Below are 17582 nucleotides of genomic sequence, written 5' to 3'. Positions count from 1 at the left end.
CCTCTTGGGAAGATGAGTCTTTTTAACCATTCTTTTGCGCTGTGGCATCTCTACTGTCCGGCCATCAGCCCCATCGGGATCGGGTCCCGCCCATCGCCATGGCCCAACGTCGTTTTTTCAGCAGCCCCCTCGACCAGCAGCGCGACCAACTCGATGGCTGCTGGGAACTCGATTGCGACATCGATCCGTTGATTCTTCGGGCACGTGTCATGCACCGCCGCGGCGAGGTGAACTGGGCCGTCGGCCTCGAACAGGAAGTGCTGCCGATCGTTTGATCTGGCAGCACGTCATGACTCATGAGCGCTTGGTTCAGAGCGCTTCGGCGTGGTTGACCACCAGGTGCTCCACCTCCATCAAGGCCTCTTCCGAGGCGGTGCGGGCAGCGGTGAAATCCCCATTGGCTGAATCCAGCAGCTGTTGAGCGAGCCGATCAAGCAGCTCTTCTTTCCGTTCCTCAAGCATCGCCACGATTTCGGTTTCCACCAGGGTGCGCACCGCCTTGATGCGTAGGTCATCGTTTTCCGCTTCCGCGAAGGTGCCCTGCACGAGTTCCTGGATGAACAGGCGGTGCACTTCACTGCTGCGCAAGAAGCTTTCCGTGGCGTTGATCATCCCGTCCACCAGAGTGCGATCGGGCTCGCTTTCGCCGTCATTGAGCTTGAACTCCCAGTCGAGATGTCGCCGCTGCCAGCCGGCTGTATGCAAGCTCGGCATCACGCTTTGCGAGAAGGTGTCGACGGAGATTTCATAGATCCGCTCCGCCAGCCGTTCACACCAGCCTTTGCCGTGCAACTGGAGGGTGGACTGCATGGTTTCCCGTTCGACGGCATGGCCACCGTGGTGGCTGTGACAGAGGCCGTCGGGACACTCGATTGCGCTGAGACCCATGGGGAGCACAGAGGGTGCACTTCACGTAGCAAGAACGACAGAAGCTCTGTGCGTTCTTCAGGAAGTTTCCTCGATCTCGAGAAGGCGACCTTCTACCCTTGCTCGGGTCGGTGGTTGTGTTCGTCTTGCCCAGACTTGTTATACCGGTGGAGTCGACACCGGGAGAAACCCGTGTCGCGGCAACACCGGACACGGTCAAGAAATTTATTTCGTTGGGCTGCAGCGTCTCAGTCGAACGCGGAGCCGGTACCTCCTCCGGATACCTTGATGAGGCCTACGCCCAGCAGGGCGCGGATCTTATTGAGTCGGGAGACACGTCGGCCTGGAACCAGGCAGACGTTCTGCTCTGCGTTCAAACCCCGAGTGCATCCATTCTGGGCCGCCTTCGCCAGGGAGCGCTGGTGGTGGGTCTGCTCTCCCCCTACGCCAATGAGGAGCTGACGGCCGCCCTGAAGCGCAGCGGCCTCTCCGCCATGGCGCTCGAGCTTTTGCCCCGGATCAGCCGGGCGCAGTCTGCTGATGCGCTGTCCTCGCAGGCCAACATCGCTGGCTACAAGTCGGTGCTGCTGGCCTCCGCCGCGCTGGACCGTTACTTCCCGATGCTGATGACGGCAGCGGGCACCGTTCAGCCGGCCAAGGTGGTGATTCTCGGAGCGGGTGTGGCAGGGCTGCAGGCGGTGGCCACAGCACGCCGTCTGGGTGCAGTGGTGTACGTCAGTGACATCAGACCGGCGGTAAAAGAACAGGTCGAATCCCTTGGAGCTCGTTTCATCGAGCCCCCAGAGATGGAGGAGAAGCCTGCGGAATCTGGTGGCTATGCCAAACAGGCTTCCGACGCCTTCTTGGCGGCCCAGCGTCAGCAGCTGTCTGATCAGCTGGCCGAGGCCGACGTGGCCATCTGCACCGCCCAGGTGCCGGGCCGTCGCGCTCCGCGTCTGATCAGTGAAGACATGCTTGATCGGATGCGCCCCGGCGCGGTGGTGGTTGACCTGGCCGTAGCCCAGGGCGGTAACTGTGCCGACACCGTTCCTGGTCAGACCGTGGATCGCAAGGGCGTGAAGCTGATCGGTGGCAACGATCTGCCTTGCAGCGTTCCCAATCACGCCAGTGCGCTTTACGCCCGCAACCTTGTGGCTCTGCTGGAGCCCACCTTGAAAGACGGCGTCCTCAGCCTCGATCCCGAGGATGAACTCATCGCCGGTTGTCTGATTGCCCAGGACGGCACCATCCGTCGTGGCGATGTCCTTACCCCAGGTTCCAACTGATGTTTGTTGAATTCCTCTGGGTTCTCCTGCTTGGCAGCCTGCTTGGGCTGGAGTTGATCGGCAAGGTCCCCCCCACCCTGCACACTCCCTTGATGAGTGGTGCCAATGCCATTTCGGGCATCACCGTGTTGGCAGCGCTCACCGCCATCATCAAGGCTGGCGATAACACCGTGGTGTTGTTGCTGGGTTCCGTTTCGCTGGGCTTTGCCCTGTTCAACGTGATCGGGGGCTTCCTCGTGACCGATCGCATGCTGGCCATGTTCAGCCGCAAGCCTGCTCGTAAGGAGAACCGCTGATGACTGACCTTCTCAAATACGCGATCGAGCTGGTTGCGGTTCTGTTGCTGGCACTCGGCATCAAGGGTCTCTCCAAAGTGCGTTCCGCCCGGGGTGCAAACCAGCTTGCCGCTCTGGCCATGGGCCTTGCGGTGTTTGGTCTGTTGCTCAACTACCTCGGCACCAGCGGCATCAGCATCGCCGCCTGGACCTGGATCATTGCTGGAACGTTGGTGGGGGGTGTGCTCGGTGCCATCACCGCCCAACGGGTGCCGATGACGTCGATGCCGGAGACGGTTGCCCTCTTCAACGGCTGCGGTGGCATGTCGTCGCTGCTGGTGGCCTTAGCTGCGGCGCTTTACCCAGCGGTCCTTGATGCGGCAGGCCCCGTGGCCGTGGTGTCGATCGTTGTCTCCGTGTTCGTGGGTGCGATCACCTTCACTGGTTCGATCGTTGCCATGGCCAAGCTGCAGGGTTGGCTGTCCACGCCGACCTGGATGCAGAGCAAGGCGCGCCATGCCGTAAACATCGCGCTGGCGGTGGCATCCCTGGTGGGTGCTGTTGAGATGTTGCGCAACGCTGATTCGAGCACCGGCCTCTGGCTGGTGGTGGTGGCCTCCGGCCTGCTGGGGATCGGGGTGACGCTGCCGATCGGCGGCGCTGACATGCCCGTGGTGATTTCCCTGCTGAACAGCTATTCCGGTGTGGCTGCGGCTGCTGCCGGTTTCGTGGTGGGCAGCCAGTTGTTGATCGTGGCCGGAGCCATGGTTGGTGCTGCGGGCCTGATCCTTACCCAGGTGATGTGCAATGGCATGAACCGTTCACTGGTGTCTGTGCTGTTTGGTGGCGCCCTCGGGGCCACGGCGGCCACCGGTGGTGGCGGTGGTGAATACACGAACATCACCAGTTGCAGTGTTGAAGAATGCGCCCTCACCCTTGAGGCTGCTGAACGGGTGGTGATTGTTCCGGGCTACGGCTTGGCCGTGGCTCAGGCGCAACACACGCTCAGGGAAGTGACTCGGGTGCTCGAAAGTGCTGGCATCGATGTTGCCTACGCCATTCACCCGGTGGCCGGCCGCATGCCGGGTCACATGAACGTGCTGCTGGCTGAGGCGGATGTGCCCTACGAGCAGCTTCAGGAGATGGATCAAATCAATCCCGAGTTCCCCGCAACCGATGTGGTGTTGGTGCTGGGTGCCAATGATGTGGTCAATCCCCAGGCCAAGAGCGACCCCAATTCGCCGCTCTACGGCATGCCCGTTCTGGATGTGCAGGACGCCCGCACGGTGTTCGTGGTGAAACGGGGCATGAGCGCTGGTTACTCCGGCATCAAGAACGATCTGTTCGAGTTAGCCAACACCTCGATGTTGTTTGGTGATGCCAAGAAGGTGCTCGGCGATCTCCTGGTGGAACTCAAGGATCTGGGCCTGGGCAAGAAGTGATGGAGCGCGGCGTGGATAACCCCCAGCTGCGCGAGCGGCTGGGGGTTCCGTCGTTTGAGCAGCGCTGGCCCTGGTTCGGTGGTGACCTGCAAACCCTCCGCGACACCCTGCGTGAGGTGGATCTTCCCCACGATCAAGGGGTTCCGATCGAAATTCCCGTGCCAGCCCTTCCCAGTGGAGCTGCGGCTGCAGGGTCTTTGCTTGCCCTGCTCGATCAGCCGGAAGGGGACGCCAGAGGTTTGGTTCTCCTGCTCCATGGCCTGGGGGGATCCAGTTCTCGGGAAGGTCTGAGGCGGATGGGGGTAGCGCTGCAAGCCGCGGGTTTCGCCGTTTTGCGGCTGAATCTGCGCGGTGCTGATCCAGGCCGGCATTTGGCGGGTGGCACCTACGCAGCGCGCTGCAACAGCGATCTGCTGCCGGTGATTGCCCGGGCGCGCATGTTGGCGGCGGGTCGACCGCTGCTGGGGGCGGGCATCTCCCTGGGCGGCACGATGCTGCTCAATGCTGCTCTGGCCTCGCCCGGCGTGCTTGATGGCCTCTTCTGTGCCAGCAGTCCCCTGGATCTGGCCGCCTGCAGCGCCTCGATCGAGCGACCGCGCAATCGGGTCTACCAACGCTGGCTGCTCAAGCGGTTGGTGCGTCAGACCTTGGCGGATCCCTTTGGTGTGAGCGATGAAGAGCAGGTCACGCTGCAAGCAACGCCCCCTCGTTCGATCCGTGATTTCGACAGTGCCGTGACGGCTCCCCGCTGGGGGTTTGCGGATGTGGAGGCTTACTACCGCGAAGCCTCACCCCTGCAGCATCTGGTGCCTGCCTGCAAAGCGATGCCGCCCACCTTGCTGCTGCAGGCTCTTGATGATCCCTGGGTTCCTGCGTCCTCTGCGATGGATCTCGCTGAGGTGCTGCCGCCGGATGCTGCGATTCGCACGTTGTTCACACCTCGGGGAGGGCATAACGGCTTCCATGGCCGTGACGGCTGCTGGGGAGATCAGCTGGCGGCGGCCTGGCTCAGGGATGTTGTTGCTGGCTAAGCCGTGATCCCCTCTGGATGCAAGCCTTCTGCTCTTCAGTAGTAGAACGCTTGATCGGTTGGGTTCTGGTAAACAGCTCCACCGCAGCGTGTTGCAATCCTCCACAGTGCTTTGTGGATCGGGGTTGAGTCGTAGCGCACCAGCTCAGGGAACTTCTGCCTCAGAACTTGAGTTCCTCGCCAGGCGTTGTAATGCGGAATCGATGAATTGACGTGATGGCACACATGGGTTGAGCCGATTCCGTGGTGCAGCAGGTTGAGGATTGGCCCGTAGGGACGATCAACCGTTTGTAGTGCTCCCTTCGACCAACTCCAGGTCTCGTTGGAGAAGTGAGGGATGTCTGCATTCGTGTGCTGCAACCAGGTGTAGGTCGTCAGCCACATGTTGATCACCAGGTAAGGCAGGCCGTAGACGCACAGCACCCGGAGCAGGGAAAACTGCACTGAGGCGATGATCAAAAGGGCAACCATGGCGAGCAATCCGAGATTGGATCGCACCATCCACTTGCCGAATGAATTCGGGAAAAGGCGGCGTTTGCCGTTGAAATTCCGCTTGCGATTCCAAAAATGAGAGGTGGGGGAGTCGTAATCTTCGCCGCCAGTGGCGCCCAGAAAGAGATAGAGCTGCCAGCCAATCACAAGGTGATTGAAGAGAGAAATGATCCCGAAGAGTGTGGGATTCATATCCCTCTTGAGCCGCTCGGTGGTTCGTCCCATCGGTGATGTTGACCGTGGCGGGACGTGGGTTTCTCCTTGCTCCAGGTGATTGCAGTGGGCGTGATGCACTGCATGGCTATGGGCCCAGCTGTAGTAAGGCACAAGCAAAATGCTGTGAAGCACAAAACCCACAACGCCTTCAATTCGGCGGTTGGGGTGGAAAGCGTGATGTCCGCATTCATGGGCGATCACCCAGCAGCCCATCGCGATCGTGCCGGTGATCACGCCGTAGAGGAGCCAGAGGGGTGCGGCGACTGCAGAGAGCGGAAGTCGGGTTCCAATGCCAACGGCCAGCAGCGAAAGGCCAACGGACATGGCCAGACTCGACCATGACTTCGCCGGGCTCAACTTGGAGAGCTCTGCAGGCAAAGCGCTGAGCAGCTCAGCTTTGCTGGGATAGGAGATTGAATCAGCGCTGTCTTCAGGGGCTGTATTTGCTGGTCGGATCGATGTTGCAAATGCCAAATGGAAGCCTCAAGACAAGCGCTCATTGATTGGCGCTTAAGAATTTAATCATAATTGTTTGGGCTGCGGTCCGTGGAAGCCGTGGTGCTGGAGGGGACTAAAGGCAATTGTGTTGATTTTGTTGTTCAGAATTCAGTCTGAATTTCAAGCCCCTTGGCTCGAGGGGCTATTTCTGGAACGTGGATTGAGCCTTTCGGCATTGCGTTGTGGGGTTTTTTGGGGATTAAATCTTGCCTGCAGGGAGATCGTTATTTTTCTCGAAAGGTGTTCTTTTTAAAACCCATTCTTCGACAGGTTGTTGGCCAATAATGTGCTGTTCAATGATTCTTTTGATCCGGTCCGGTGAAACATCCGCGTACCAAATCCCGTCTGGCCAGACCAAAAGAATGGGTCCTCGTTCGCACACCCTGAGGCAGTCCGCTTTGCTGCGCAGAACAATCCCCTCCGGGCGCTCCGTGTTTTCGAGATTCAGTTCACGAACAACGCTCTTCAGTTCATTCCAGGTTTGTGCCCCAAGCGCTGAATCGCAGCATTTGGCTTTGGTGGCGGTTGCGCAGAGCAGGAGGTGATGGCTGACCCGTTGCATGCCTAAGCGGCGAGCGCTCCCATGGGCAAACGGGTGACACCACGGTCCACCTGTTCCCGCACGGCGGTTCGCGCCCACTGATCCACCCGCAGCACGTCGTCCAATTGGGGCTGGGCCATCAGATCGGGTTTATGCCGCTCGCAGGCGGCCTCGATCACCGTGGGGATGTCGAGGAAGTGAATCTTCTCCTCGAGGAACTGCGCCACGGCTTCCTCGTTGGCAGCATTCATCACCGCAGGCATGGTGCCGCCTGCGCGTCCAGCGGCGTAGGCCAACTCCATGCAGGGGTACTTGGCGGGATCGGGGGCCCGGAAGGTGAGCTGACCAACTTCCGTGAGATCCAGTCGCCGCCATGGCGTCTCCAAGCGTGACGGCCAGCTGAGGCAGTAGAGGATGGGTAGCTTCATGTCGGGCCAGCCCAGCTGGGCCAGCACAGACGAATCCGCCAGCTCGATCATCGAATGGATGATGCTCTGGGGATGGATCACGATCTCGATGTGGTCGTAATCCAGACCGAACAGGTAATGGGCTTCGATCACCTCCAGACCCTTGTTCATCAAGGAGGCGGAATCCACGGTGATCTTGCGGCCCATGCTCCAGTTGGGATGACTGGTGGCATCGGCCACGGTGGCCTTTTCAAGGTCGGCGGCTGTCCAGTCGCGGAATGCGCCGCCAGAGGCTGTGAGCTGAATCCGGCGCAGACCTGGCGTGGGTACGCCGGTGGACAGGCGTGCGTTTTCAGCCCAGGGGGTTCCCTGCAGGCACTGGAAAATCGCCGAGTGTTCTGAATCCGCCGGCAGCAGTCGGCTGCCGCTCTTCTTCAGCTCCGGCAGCACCACGGGCCCGGCCGCAATCAGCGTTTCCTTGTTGGCCAGGGCCAGATCTTTGCCGGCGCGGATCGCCGCCAGGGTCGGCAACAGTCCAGCGCAACCAACAATGCCCGTCACCACGAGGTCGGCGCTGTCCCAGGCCGCAGCAACGTTGAGGCCGTCAGCACCTCCCACCAGCTGGGGTGCATCGGTGCCTGAAACGCCAGCGTCCTTCAGACGCTCCTGCAGTTCGGGCAGGAGATCGGCATCCGCCAGGGCCACCACCTCAGGGCGATGCCTCTGGACTTGTTCAACCAAAAGCTTCAGGTTGCGGCCGGCCGTGAGGGCCACAACCCGGAACTGCTCTGGAAACTCCTCAGCGATCTGAAGGGTCTGGGTGCCGATGGAACCGGTGGATCCCAGCACGCTGATGGCTTTCATGCTGTTCCGGCAGTTGCGACAAGTCTCCCACCAGGACCGTTGAACGCTGGCAAGCTGGCGCACAGCTTGTGGAGCGCGCATGGCGAAGGAACAGTGGCGATCGGGACTGGGTTTTGTCCTGGCGGCTGCGGGCAGTGCCGTGGGTCTGGGCAATCTCTGGGGCTTTGCCTACCGCGCCTCCCAGGGAGGTGGCGGCGCATTCCTGCTGCTTTACGTGGTGATTGTGCTGTTGGTCTGCCTGCCGGTGCTGGTGGCTGAAATGGTGCTGGGGCGCAGCACCGGCCAAAGCCCCTTGCTCGCGCCAGTCGCGGCAGCCGGTCGCCGTTGGCAGCCCATGGGCTGGCTGTTCGTCTTAGCTGCCAGTGGAATCCTGGCCTTCTATGCCGTGTTGATGGGGTGGACCGGGGCGACGTTGGTGCAGACCCTCACTCAGGGACTTCCGGCGGATATCGCCTCGGCGGAAGCCTTTTTCGCCGGCCTCAGTGGCGGCCGCTCCGCCTTGATCGGCCAGCTGCTCAGCCTGGTGGCGACCGCTGCTGTGGTGGCCGCCGGCGTACGTGGAGGCATTGAGCGGTTGTCCCGTTGGGGGCTGCCGCTGTTGTTTGTGCTGCTGATTGGTCTCGCGGTTTGGGCCGCTGGTCTTGATGGAGCCTCCGAGGGCTATCGCACGTTCCTGCTCCGCTGGGACAACAGTCAGCTTCACGACCCCACCACGGTTCGCAATGCCTTCACCCAGGCCTTCTTCTCGATTGGCACCGGTATCGGCTGCATCCTGGCCTACTCGGCCTACCTGAGTCGGCGCGCTCACCTGCCACGGGAAGCCGTGGCGGTGGTGGGGATGGACACTGCTGTCGGATTGCTGGCCGGCATGGTCACCTTCCCCGTGGTGATGAGCTTTGGCCTCCAGGATGTGATCAGTGGCTCCACCCTGGGCACGATCTTCATCGCGCTGCCCACGGGACTCGGCTCGCTTGGCGCCACAGGTCAGCTTGTGGCAGTGCTCTTTTTCGCGCTGGCCCTGATTGCTGCGATCACCTCAGCGGTGTCGCTGCTGGAGGTGCCGGTGGCGTGTTTGATCGATCGACTGGGGTGGAGCCGGTCCCGGGCCGTTTGGGTGTCCACGGCGTTGATCTTTGTGGCGGGTCTTCCAGCGGCCACCTCGATGGAGGTTCTCGGCTGGATGGATTCCGTGTTTGGGGGCCTGTTGCTGATTCTGGGGGGCTTGCTCCTGGCCTTGTTGCTGGGTTGGGTGCTTCCAGCTCGTTTTCAAGAGGAGCTCAGCCATTCGGGGAGCCCGATCTGGCTGCAGCGCTTTTTGCTGGTGATGCTGCGCTGGATTTCGCCGCCGGTGATCACTGTTGGTCTGGTGATCAGCGTGATTGATCTGATCCCCAGCTGAAGGATTCGCTTCGCCAGTGCCTACGGCTGATCCGAAGAATTGAGCATGGATTCCATCTTGCGGATCCTGACAAGCATCTTGTCCCAGACCTCCGCTTTCCAGGCTTGCTCCGCATCGCCACTGGATTCAGCCAACTGCTTCTGAGCCGCGAGCTTCGCCTCGAGATCCTCGCCGGCATCCAGGGCCTTCATCAGCTCCATCTCGAGCTTGGCGGTTTCCATGAAGTTGAGCTTCTTCAGCCAGAGCATGGGGAGCGACAGCATTGGGGTTCAGTCTGCCGGGATCAGGCGCGGATCCACTCCGTCACCCCGCCGGGTTTGTCGATCAGCTCCACCCCTTGGGCGGCGAGCTCATCCCGGATCCGGTCGGCCTCCGCAAAATCCTTCGCCGCTTTCGCTGCCTTGCGCGCCGCGATGGCTGCATCAATGGCGCCGTCGTCGAGGCTGGTGGCAGCTTCCGCTTCCGCGAGCAGTCCCAGTACTGCCGCCAGGTGTCGCAATAGCTGCCAACGCCCCTCCAGACCCTTCAACTCCGGCTCAGGCAGGGCGGCGTCTTCCCCCCGTTCCAGCCGGTTGGCGAGGGCCCGCAGGGGCTTGGCCAGATCGAACAGCACGGCCAGTCCTCCCGAGCTGTTGAGGTCATCGTCCATGGCGCTGATGAAGCGTTGTTCGAGCTCCACCAGAGCGGTCTCGACTGGACCTCCATCGGCGGTCATAGCCCCCTCTGTGAGCGGTGCGGCGGTGCTCCAGCCGAGGTTGTCGCCTTGGCGATCGCCAAGGCTCAGGGCTGCATTCAGCCCCTTCCAGCCAGTGGCTGCGGCCTCAAGGGCCTCGGCGGTGAAATCAAGTGGTTTGCGGTAGTGAGCCTGCAGCACAAACAGACGCAGGGTCATCGCCGAGACGCCGCTTTCCAGCAGCGCACGGATGGTGGTGAAGTTGCCGAGCGACTTGCTCATCTTCTGCCCGCCCACATTGACCATGCCGTTGTGCATCCACACCCGGGCCAGGTCCTGACCAGTGGCGGCTTCGGATTGGGCGATTTCGTTTTCATGGTGCGGGAACACCAGGTCGGCTCCACCCAGGTGGATGTCGATCGTGTCGCCGAGTTCCGCCCGCACCATGGCTGAGCATTCGATGTGCCAGCCCGGGCGTCCCTCACCCCAGGGGGAGGGGAAGCTGGGTTCTCCGGGTTTGGCCCCTTTCCAGAGCGCGAAATCGAAGGGGTGCTGCTTGCGGGCCTCTTCGGCATCGGCCACGCGCCCGGCGGCGTTGTCCTGCTGTTCGCTCAGATCCCGTCCGCTGAGCTTGCCGTAACCGGCATGCTTCATCACCGCGAAATACACATCCCCCTCAGCGCTGTAGGCCGCTCCCTTGGCTTCCAGTTCTCCGATTAGTGCGCGGATGCCATCCAGGCACTGGGTGGCGCGGGGCATCCGGTCGGGCCGCAGGATCCCCAGGGCGTCCATGTCCTGGTGGAAGGAGGCAATGTTTCGCTCGCTGACCTCCGTCATCGAGGAGTTCTCCTCGCCGGCCCGTTTGAGGATTTTGTCGTCGATGTCGGTGAAGTTCTGAACGAAGGTCACCTCGAGACCGCGCCAGATCAGATAACGCCGCAGCACATCCCAGTTGATGTAGCTCCGGGCATGGCCCAGGTGGCAGAGGTCATAGACCGTCACGCCACAGCAATAGATGCTGGCCTTCCCCGGGGTTAGGGGTGTGAACGGCTCGGTGCGGCGGGTGAGGGTGTTGGTGAGCCGCAGGGACACAGCCATTCAGAAGCTGCGGCTGAGGCTACGGCCTGTTCGGCTGCGTTTATTTCGCCTCCATCCAGTTCGCGCCGACGCCGGTCTCCACCACCAAGGGAACACTCAGCTCGACGGCCTGTTCCATGGTTTTCACTACCAGCTCTCGCGTGGCGTCCAGGGCGTCCGGTGCCACCTCGAGCACCAGTTCGTCGTGCACCTGCAGCAGCAGTTGGGTCGGTAGGCCCTGACGTTGCAGGGCGTCTTGAAGCTGCACCATCGCCACTTTGATGATGTCGGCACTCGACCCCTGAATCGGGGCGTTGGCAGCCGCCCGCAGTTGCTGCGCCTCCATGCCACCGCGGCGGGCCACATCCAGGTCGATCTCCAAGGGGTCTTTACCCAGCAGCCGGCCCAGGCCGTTGCGATCGAAGTGGAATGGGCGCCGGCGGCCGAGAATGGTTTCCACGTAGCCGCGGCTGAGGGCGAGCCGCTCCTGCAGTTCGAGGAAGGCGAACACCTTCGGGTAGCGCTGTTTGTACTTGGCTAAAAACTCCTTGGCTTCGCTCTGGCTTACGCCGGTTTCCCGGGCGAAGCGCTGGGCTCCCATGCCGTAGATCACACCGAAGTTGATGGTTTTGCCGAGCCGACGCTCGTCCGGACTGACCTCGTCTTTGTCCAGCAGCAGCCTGGCGGTCAGCGCGTGCACGTCATCGCCGCTGCGGTAGGCCTCCTGCAGCACCTCTTCGCCCGAGAGGTGGGTGAGGATACGCAGTTCGATCTGGGAGTAGTCGGCGCTGAGCAGGGTCCAGCCCTCTTGGGGCAGGAAGGCCTTGCGGATGCGCCGGCTGTACTCGGTGCGTACGGGGATGTTCTGCAGGTTGGGGTTGCTGCTGCTCAGGCGCCCGGTGGCCGTCACCGCTTGGTTGAAATCGGTGTGCACCCGCCCGGTTTCCGCCTCCACCAGCTGCGGCAAGGCGTCGATGTAAGTGCTCTTGAGCTTGCTGAGCACCCGGTGCTCCAACACCAGGGGTACCACCGGGTGGTCGTTGCCGAGTTTCTCCAGCACGGTGGCGTCGGTGCTGAAGCCGGTTTTGGTGCGGCGGGATTTCTTGCGATCCAGGCCAAGGGTGTCGAACAGCAGCTCCCCCAGCTGCTTGGGCGAGGCAAGGTTGAACTCCACTCCGGCGGCTGCTTTCGCGTCGGATTCCAGTCTCTGCAGGGTGGTGCCCATCTCCTCGGAAAGGCTCTTTAGATAGGGCACATCAATGCGGATGCCAGTGGATTCCATCCGGGCCAGCACCGGTTCCAGCGGCTGCTCCACCTGCTCCAGCAGCGGCAGCAGTTGGGGGCCCATGGTCTCCAGTTGACGGCGCAGCAGCAGGGCGAGGCGGCGGGTGACGTGCACGTCCATGCCGCAGTACAGGCTGGCGGGCTCCAGCGGCACATCGGCGAAGGTTTGCTTCTTGCCCACCAGATCGGTGAAGGCGGTGGGCTGGAAGCCGAATTCACGTTCGGCCATCAGCTCCAGGCCATGTTTGGCTGCGGCATCGCGCAGGTAATCGGCCAGCAGCGTGTCGATCACCACGCCCTCCAGGGCAACGCCATGCCGCAACAGGATCAAGCGGTCGTATTTGGCGTTCTGCAGGGTCTTGGGGTGGTTGCTGCTGGCCAGCCATGGAGCCAGGGCGGTGAGCACGGTTTCCAACGGAAGCTGCTCCGGGCTGCTGTCTTCGCTGCCTTTGTGGCCCAGGGGGATGTAGGCGAGCGCATCCAGGGCCTCTCCCCAGCAGAGGCCGATGCCCACCAGTTCAGCGCGGAACGGGTTGAGGTCGGTGGTCTCGGTGTCGAAGGCGACAGGCATGTCGCTGTCGGTGCAGGCCATCAGCTTCTGCACCAATGCGTCCAGGGCCGTCTCGGTCTGGATCAGCTGCGGTTTCAGGGCTGGCAGCCCCACGTCGTCATTGGTTGCCGGCTCGGTTGCGGCCTCGACAGCGGGTTGTTCCGAGCTGGCTGCGCGGCGGGTGGTCTTGGCGGCAGCAGCCTCCGCATTGGCCCCATAGCCCCCTTCCGAAAAGGCCGCCACAAAGCTCCCCACCTGGCGCAGCAGGCTGTTGAGCTCGAGGTCTTCCAGGCAGCTGCTCAGGCCATCAGCATCCACCGACGACAACGGCAGGCTGGGTTCCTTGGGCAGGGGAACATCCACGAGAATCTCGGCCAGCTTGAGGGAGAGGTAGGCGTTGTCGCGGTCGGCGCGCAGCTTTCCTTTTAATGCACCTTTGATGGCTCCCCGACTGGCTTTCGGCCCTTCAGCTTCCACCTGCTCGAGGGTGGCGTACACCGCATCGAGGTCGCTGTTGTCCTTCAGCAGGTTGATGGCTGTTTTCGGGCCAACACCACGCACGCCGGGGATGTTGTCAGAGCTGTCACCGGTGAGGGCCTTGAGGTCCACCACCTTGTCGGGCATGACGCCGAGCTTGCCGAGCACCCCCTCTTCGCGGATCAGCGTTGGGCCACTGCTTTTGGCGTAGGGCCCCCCGCCCATATAGAGCACCGCGATGTCGCGGCTGTCATCCACCAGCTGGAACAGGTCGCGGTCGCCCGAGAGGATCCGGACGCCCCATCCCGAGTCGGCCGCTCGGTTCGCAAGGGTTCCCAGCACATCGTCGGCTTCGTAGCCCGGTGCCATGCAGAGGGGGAGCTGCAGGTGCGTTTCGAGGATCTGCTGCAGCTGTTCGAGGTCCTGGAAGAACACCTCAGGCGCCACATCCCGATGGGCCTTGTAGTTGGCGTCAGCCTTGTGGCGAAAGGTGGGTTCGGCCGTGTCGAAGGCGATGGCAACACCTTCGGGCTTCAGGGATTTGCTGTTCTCCAGCAGGGCTTTGAGAAAGCCATAAGTCACGCTGGTGGGCCGGCCGTCTTTGGTCGCCAGACCCCCTTCCCCTCCTTTGCTGAAGGCGTAGAAGCTGCGGAATGCCAGGGAATGGCCATCCACAAGCAGCAGGAGGGGCTTGGCGGTGGCCTCGGGCATGACTTTGGTGGAGACGTGGGTGGATCAATCGCGGCGATCAGCCCAGGGGGGCAGATCGATGAACACGCGAGTGCCTGATTCGAGACCGTTCAGGATCGCAGTCTGGTCGCCGCTGCTGTTGCCCAGTTCCACCGGCTGGAAACGTGGTTTCTGCTGCTCATCCACCAGCAACACGCCAGGTTTGCCGTCCTCGATCAAGATCGCCACCGTGGGCACCAGGATTTTTGGTGCACTGCGCCCAGTCTGGAAATTGATGTCGGCGGTCATGCCGATCTTCAGTGCTTTCTGCGGGTTGACGAAGTTCAGCCTTACCTCGAAGGAGGTGACGTTGTTCTCTTTCGCGGCGCGGGGGGCAATTTCATTCACCGTTGCCTGGAAGCGTTCATCGGGGAAGGCATCCACCCGGATTTCGGCGTTCTGGCCGGTCATGATGCGGCCGATGTCGCTTTCTGGAACGCGGGCCCTCACCTCCAAGCCTTGCGAGAGCTCAACGATCGAGGCACTGGTGGCACCGGCTGTGGCCGAGGCGGCGGTGGTGGGGGTCACAAACGATCCCGGTTCGGCGTAGCGAGCTGTGATCGTCCCTGAGAAGGGGGCACGGATCGTCTTTTCGCGGCTCTCCTGTTCCAGTTGCTCCACCCGTTCTCTGGCTGCAGCCAGGCCCGCCTGTCGGGCCAGCAATTCGAAGCGCGCATCGCTGAAGTCATCAGCGCTGATCGCGCCGCTGCCATACAGCTGGCTGCGACGCTCGAAGTCCTCCCTCTTGTTCTGGTAATTGGCTTCGGCCTGGCGCAGCAGAGCCTGCCTTTCCTGCAGCCGATCATCGAGATCGCCGCGATCCATCACCGCCAGCACCTGCTCTTTCTCCACCACATCCCCCTCATCCACCTTCAGCTGAGCCAGCAGACCCTGCTTGCGCGGACTCACATTCACCTTCAGCTGAGCCTGCAGTTCACCACTGGCAGTGATCACCCCAGAAAGCACGCCACGTTCCGCGGTGGTGGTGAAGGGCTTCAGATCCCGTTGACGGTTGCTCCAGGGTCCGAAACGCAGCAGCAGCCCACCGCCGCACAGGGCCAGCACCAGTAATCCCACCATCGCGGCTTTGGGCCGTCTGGATCGTGCTTTTGCCACTGAGGCCAGCTCTGCTTCAGGCGATGGGGACGCAGGGGAGCGCAAGGACTGCAGCATGGGCCCACAAAACTTCACAACAGTCTCGCCGTTGGCCGGTAGATTCCGCCGATGCTCAAAGCCGGAATTGTCGGATTGCCCAATGTGGGCAAGTCCACCTTGTTCAATGCCTTGGTCGCCAACGCTCAGGCGCAGGCTGCCAATTTCCCGTTTTGCACGATCGAGCCCAACGTCGGCACCGTGGCGGTGCCCGATGAGCGACTGGACCGGCTCACGGAACTGAGCAAGAGCCAGGACACCATTCCAACCCGGATGGAGTTTGTGGACATTGCCGGACTGGTGAAAGGTGCCAGCCAGGGCGAAGGCCTGGGCAACAAGTTTCTGGCCAACATCCGCGAGGTGGACGCGATCGTTCACGTGATCCGCTGCTTCGAGGACGATGACGTCATCCACGTTTCGGGGACCGTGGGTCCGTCCCGTGATGCTGAGGTGATCAACCTGGAGCTGGGTCTGGCTGATCTGGGTCAGGTCGAGAAGCGCCGGGAGCGTCTGAAGAAGCAAATGCGCACCAGCAAGGAGGCGCAGGTGGAAGACGCTGCTCTTGAGCGGATTCAGGCGGTGCTCGAGAACGGTGGTGCGGCTCGCAGCGTCGACTTAAGCGATGAAGAAGCGGCGATGATCAAGCCCCTGGGGCTGTTAACCGCCAAGCCGATCATCTACGCCACCAATGTGAGTGAGGACGACCTGGCTGAGGGCAATGCTTTCTGCACCGAGGTGGTTGAACTGGCCGCCAAGGAAGGTGCCGAAACGGTGCGGATCTCTGCCCAGGTGGAAGCAGAGCTGGTGGAACTGGGAGATGAGGAAACCGCGGATTATCTGGAAGGTCTCGGGGTGACGGAAGGTGGTCTGCAAAGCCTGATTCGGGCCACCTATCGGTTGCTGGGGCTGCGCACTTACTTCACCACCGGTGAAAAGGAAACAAGGGCCTGGACCTTCAAGGCCGGGATGACAGCTCCGCAGGCTGCCGGTGTGATCCACACCGATTTCGAACGAGGCTTCATCCGCGCTCAGACCATCGGTTGGGAGAAGCTGCTGGAAGCAGGCTCACTGGTGGAAGCACGCAACAAAGGTTGGCTGCGCAGTGAAGGAAAGGAGTATGTGGTTGATGAAGGCGATGTGATGGAGTTCCTCTTCAACGTCTGATCACGACCGTTGCCCGTCTTATGTGCCCAACGTCATCCTGATCAGTTGTTTCAGTGGTGAGGCTGTGCCGGATGTTTGTTGTCGCTTGATGCGATCCAGCAAGCGTTGCGCCGCAGCATGCATGCGAACTTCGGCTTCGATGGATTGAGGGGCATAGGCCGTTCGCCTGCGTTGTGTGGCTGAGTTGGTTGTGGAGAAGGCCTCGTCCCAGCTGCAGTTCCAAGCAGCCTGGGCAAACCTGGCGTTGTTTGTTTCGAAATGACGCGTCACCTTTTTGGTGAGCTTGCGTGAATAACCCCAGAAGGATGGGTCGTTCCAGCGTCGCTGACGCTCCTCGTTGAGGATGATTTGGGAGGAATTGCCAATGGTCTTGGGGGAAATGTTGTTTTCCCTGAGGAGTTGGCTGAGCACCCGGGCTAGCCACACTCCTCGGGTTCCTGGACTTCGGTTGTAGTGCTTCTGGGGGCAGGGTTTCCAGGGCAGTGCTGTTGAAAGGTTGATGGTGAGAATGAACTGCTCAAAAGGATCTACGCCTCCTTGGCGGAATGGCAGGAAACTCACCTTCAAACCCTTGGCCTTCGCCTTCAGTAAAGGCTGGAAATAGTTCCAGAAATCAAACACATCTTGCCGGCGTTTGATTTTGCCTCGCTTGGGTTTTTCGTTTTGAAGTTTTCCCTGCAAGGCATCGTCAACAAACTGCTCAAAGGTTTGGTGGTGATAAAAACGCCGCAGTGAGTAGATGTAGCGCGAGTTGATGTAATCGAGCTGGCTGCGAATGAAAATCACGATGTGAAGCTCATAGCCCGCCGCATCGGCCATGGCCTCAAGCTGTCGGATGCAGTTCGGATCTGTGAGTGGTACGGCGAATTGCTCGGCGCTGAGCAGACGATGCGGGCCCTCTGGTTGTTGCTTGAAGAATGCCTTCCAGCGTTTGCTCCTCCGTTTGCACAGCTCAGCGGCCAGTTTTTTCGGTTTGGGTTTGCATTCCAGGGGGTCCTGCAGGCTGACGCCATGGCTGCTCAGAAGATCGCGATTGCGGTGCAGCCGTTCCTGGATGTAGGTGGAGGCTGTTTTGTGCGTGCCGGCGTGCACGATCAGTTGTGGCCGTTGGCTCTGAAGGGGCTGGTCTGCCTGGCCTGATCTGGTCTGCGTCATGGTC

The 17582-nt window shown here is 61.4% G+C and carries 16 protein-coding genes; 7 read left to right on the top strand and 9 right to left on the bottom strand.

What is annotated here, in order from left to right; all coding sequences use genetic code 11:
* The first annotated feature begins 41 nt into the window (after positions 1-41).
* Positions 42-275, top strand: coding sequence for a hypothetical protein (locus tag FZZ90_RS03800; protein ID WP_226424406.1), 234 nt, complete (start codon positions 42-44; stop codon positions 273-275).
* Between the two features lie 34 nt (positions 276-309).
* Here FZZ90_RS03800 and FZZ90_RS03795 read toward each other — a convergent pair whose 3' ends face one another.
* On the bottom strand, positions 310-888 hold the full coding sequence (locus FZZ90_RS03795; protein ID WP_226424405.1) for an EF-1 guanine nucleotide exchange domain-containing protein: 579 nt from the start codon (positions 886-888) through the stop codon (positions 310-312).
* A gap of 116 nt (positions 889-1004) precedes the next feature.
* Here FZZ90_RS03795 and FZZ90_RS03790 point away from each other — a divergent pair, with 116 nt between their 5' ends.
* The 4 genes from FZZ90_RS03790 to FZZ90_RS03775 are packed head-to-tail and all read left to right on the top strand — an operon-like array spanning position 1005 to position 4901.
* Complete coding sequence (locus FZZ90_RS03790) at positions 1005-2153, top strand: Re/Si-specific NAD(P)(+) transhydrogenase subunit alpha (RefSeq protein ID WP_370631025.1); 1149 nt, start codon at positions 1005-1007, stop codon at positions 2151-2153.
* Positions 2153-2449, top strand: a complete 297-nt coding sequence (locus FZZ90_RS03785; protein ID WP_115025338.1) for an NAD(P) transhydrogenase subunit alpha — start codon at positions 2153-2155, stop codon at positions 2447-2449. The genes FZZ90_RS03790 and FZZ90_RS03785 overlap by 1 nt, the downstream gene beginning before the upstream one ends.
* A complete protein-coding gene (locus FZZ90_RS03780; protein WP_226424403.1) occupies positions 2449-3870 on the top strand; it encodes an NAD(P)(+) transhydrogenase (Re/Si-specific) subunit beta in 1422 nt (473 codons plus the stop codon). Before FZZ90_RS03785 ends, FZZ90_RS03780 begins: the two co-directional genes overlap by 1 nt.
* Positions 3870-4901 (top strand): alpha/beta fold hydrolase, encoded by a 1032-nt coding sequence (locus FZZ90_RS03775; RefSeq protein WP_226424402.1) that lies wholly within the window; start codon positions 3870-3872, stop codon positions 4899-4901. Before FZZ90_RS03780 ends, FZZ90_RS03775 begins: the two co-directional genes overlap by 1 nt.
* Before the next feature lie 35 nt (positions 4902-4936).
* On the opposite strand, the gene FZZ90_RS03770 is transcribed toward FZZ90_RS03775, so the two are convergent.
* The 3 genes from FZZ90_RS03770 to FZZ90_RS03760 all read right to left on the bottom strand — a co-directional run bounded on the left by FZZ90_RS03770 (position 4937) and on the right by FZZ90_RS03760 (position 7918).
* Complete coding sequence (locus FZZ90_RS03770; protein ID WP_226424401.1) at positions 4937-6082, bottom strand: fatty acid desaturase; 1146 nt, start codon at positions 6080-6082, stop codon at positions 4937-4939.
* A gap of 223 nt (positions 6083-6305) precedes the next feature.
* Positions 6306-6668, bottom strand: a complete 363-nt coding sequence (locus tag FZZ90_RS03765) for a ferredoxin (protein WP_226424400.1) — start codon at positions 6666-6668, stop codon at positions 6306-6308.
* A gap of 2 nt (positions 6669-6670) precedes the next feature.
* Complete coding sequence (locus tag FZZ90_RS03760; RefSeq protein ID WP_226424399.1) at positions 6671-7918, bottom strand: 1-deoxy-D-xylulose-5-phosphate reductoisomerase; 1248 nt, start codon at positions 7916-7918, stop codon at positions 6671-6673.
* Between the two features lie 79 nt (positions 7919-7997).
* Here FZZ90_RS03760 and FZZ90_RS03755 point away from each other — a divergent pair, with 79 nt between their 5' ends.
* The gene (locus FZZ90_RS03755) at positions 7998-9317 is read left to right on the top strand and encodes a sodium-dependent transporter (RefSeq protein ID WP_226424398.1); all 1320 of its coding nucleotides are present in this window, start codon (positions 7998-8000) and stop codon (positions 9315-9317) included.
* Between the two features lie 20 nt (positions 9318-9337).
* On the opposite strand, the gene FZZ90_RS03750 is transcribed toward FZZ90_RS03755, so the two are convergent.
* The 4 genes from FZZ90_RS03750 to FZZ90_RS03735 are packed head-to-tail and all read right to left on the bottom strand — an operon-like array spanning position 9338 to position 15280.
* The gene (locus FZZ90_RS03750) at positions 9338-9580 is read right to left on the bottom strand and encodes a hypothetical protein (RefSeq protein WP_226424397.1); all 243 of its coding nucleotides are present in this window, start codon (positions 9578-9580) and stop codon (positions 9338-9340) included.
* 20 nt (positions 9581-9600) lie between these two features.
* Positions 9601-11082 carry a cysteine--tRNA ligase gene (gene cysS, locus FZZ90_RS03745; RefSeq protein WP_226424460.1) on the bottom strand — a complete coding sequence of 494 codons (1482 nt, stop codon included), beginning with the start codon at positions 11080-11082 and terminating at the stop codon, positions 9601-9603.
* Between the two features lie 46 nt (positions 11083-11128).
* Positions 11129-14089: a DNA polymerase I gene (polA, locus tag FZZ90_RS03740; protein WP_226424396.1), complete on the bottom strand. Its 2961-nt coding sequence runs from the start codon at positions 14087-14089 to the stop codon at positions 11129-11131.
* 24 nt (positions 14090-14113) lie between these two features.
* On the bottom strand, positions 14114-15280 hold the full coding sequence (locus FZZ90_RS03735) for an efflux RND transporter periplasmic adaptor subunit (protein WP_226424395.1): 1167 nt from the start codon (positions 15278-15280) through the stop codon (positions 14114-14116).
* Positions 15281-15331: 51 nt separating this feature from the next.
* Here FZZ90_RS03735 and ychF point away from each other — a divergent pair, with 51 nt between their 5' ends.
* Positions 15332-16423, top strand: a complete 1092-nt coding sequence (gene ychF / locus FZZ90_RS03730; protein WP_226424394.1) for a redox-regulated ATPase YchF — start codon at positions 15332-15334, stop codon at positions 16421-16423.
* Between the two features lie 18 nt (positions 16424-16441).
* On the opposite strand, the gene FZZ90_RS03725 is transcribed toward ychF, so the two are convergent.
* Complete coding sequence (locus FZZ90_RS03725) at positions 16442-17578, bottom strand: hypothetical protein (RefSeq protein WP_226424393.1); 1137 nt, start codon at positions 17576-17578, stop codon at positions 16442-16444.
* Positions 17579-17582: the final 4 nt, after the last annotated feature.

The organism is Synechococcus sp. MU1617, assembly GCF_020514235.1.
Taxonomy (GTDB): domain Bacteria; phylum Cyanobacteriota; class Cyanobacteriia; order PCC-6307; family Cyanobiaceae; genus Parasynechococcus.
This window is presented reverse-complemented; position numbering and strand designations above follow the sequence as displayed.

Coding starts and splice junctions, on each gene's coding strand:
- ychF (WP_226424394.1), top strand. CDS start 15,332: ATGCTCAAAGCCGGAATTGTCGGATTGCCCAATGTGGGCAAGTCCACC.
- FZZ90_RS03795 (WP_226424405.1), bottom strand. CDS start 888: ATGGGTCTCAGCGCAATCGAGTGTCCCGACGGCCTCTGTCACAGCCAC.
- FZZ90_RS03785 (WP_115025338.1), top strand. CDS start 2,153: ATGTTTGTTGAATTCCTCTGGGTTCTCCTGCTTGGCAGCCTGCTTGGG.
- FZZ90_RS03760 (WP_226424399.1), bottom strand. CDS start 7,918: ATGAAAGCCATCAGCGTGCTGGGATCCACCGGTTCCATCGGCACCCAG.
- polA (WP_226424396.1), bottom strand. CDS start 14,089: ATGCCCGAGGCCACCGCCAAGCCCCTCCTGCTGCTTGTGGATGGCCAT.
- FZZ90_RS03725 (WP_226424393.1), bottom strand. CDS start 17,578: ATGACGCAGACCAGATCAGGCCAGGCAGACCAGCCCCTTCAGAGCCAA.
- FZZ90_RS03780 (WP_226424403.1), top strand. CDS start 2,449: ATGACTGACCTTCTCAAATACGCGATCGAGCTGGTTGCGGTTCTGTTG.
- FZZ90_RS03775 (WP_226424402.1), top strand. CDS start 3,870: ATGGAGCGCGGCGTGGATAACCCCCAGCTGCGCGAGCGGCTGGGGGTT.
- FZZ90_RS03735 (WP_226424395.1), bottom strand. CDS start 15,280: ATGCTGCAGTCCTTGCGCTCCCCTGCGTCCCCATCGCCTGAAGCAGAG.
- FZZ90_RS03750 (WP_226424397.1), bottom strand. CDS start 9,580: ATGCTGTCGCTCCCCATGCTCTGGCTGAAGAAGCTCAACTTCATGGAA.
- FZZ90_RS03755 (WP_226424398.1), top strand. CDS start 7,998: ATGGCGAAGGAACAGTGGCGATCGGGACTGGGTTTTGTCCTGGCGGCT.
- FZZ90_RS03765 (WP_226424400.1), bottom strand. CDS start 6,668: ATGCAACGGGTCAGCCATCACCTCCTGCTCTGCGCAACCGCCACCAAA.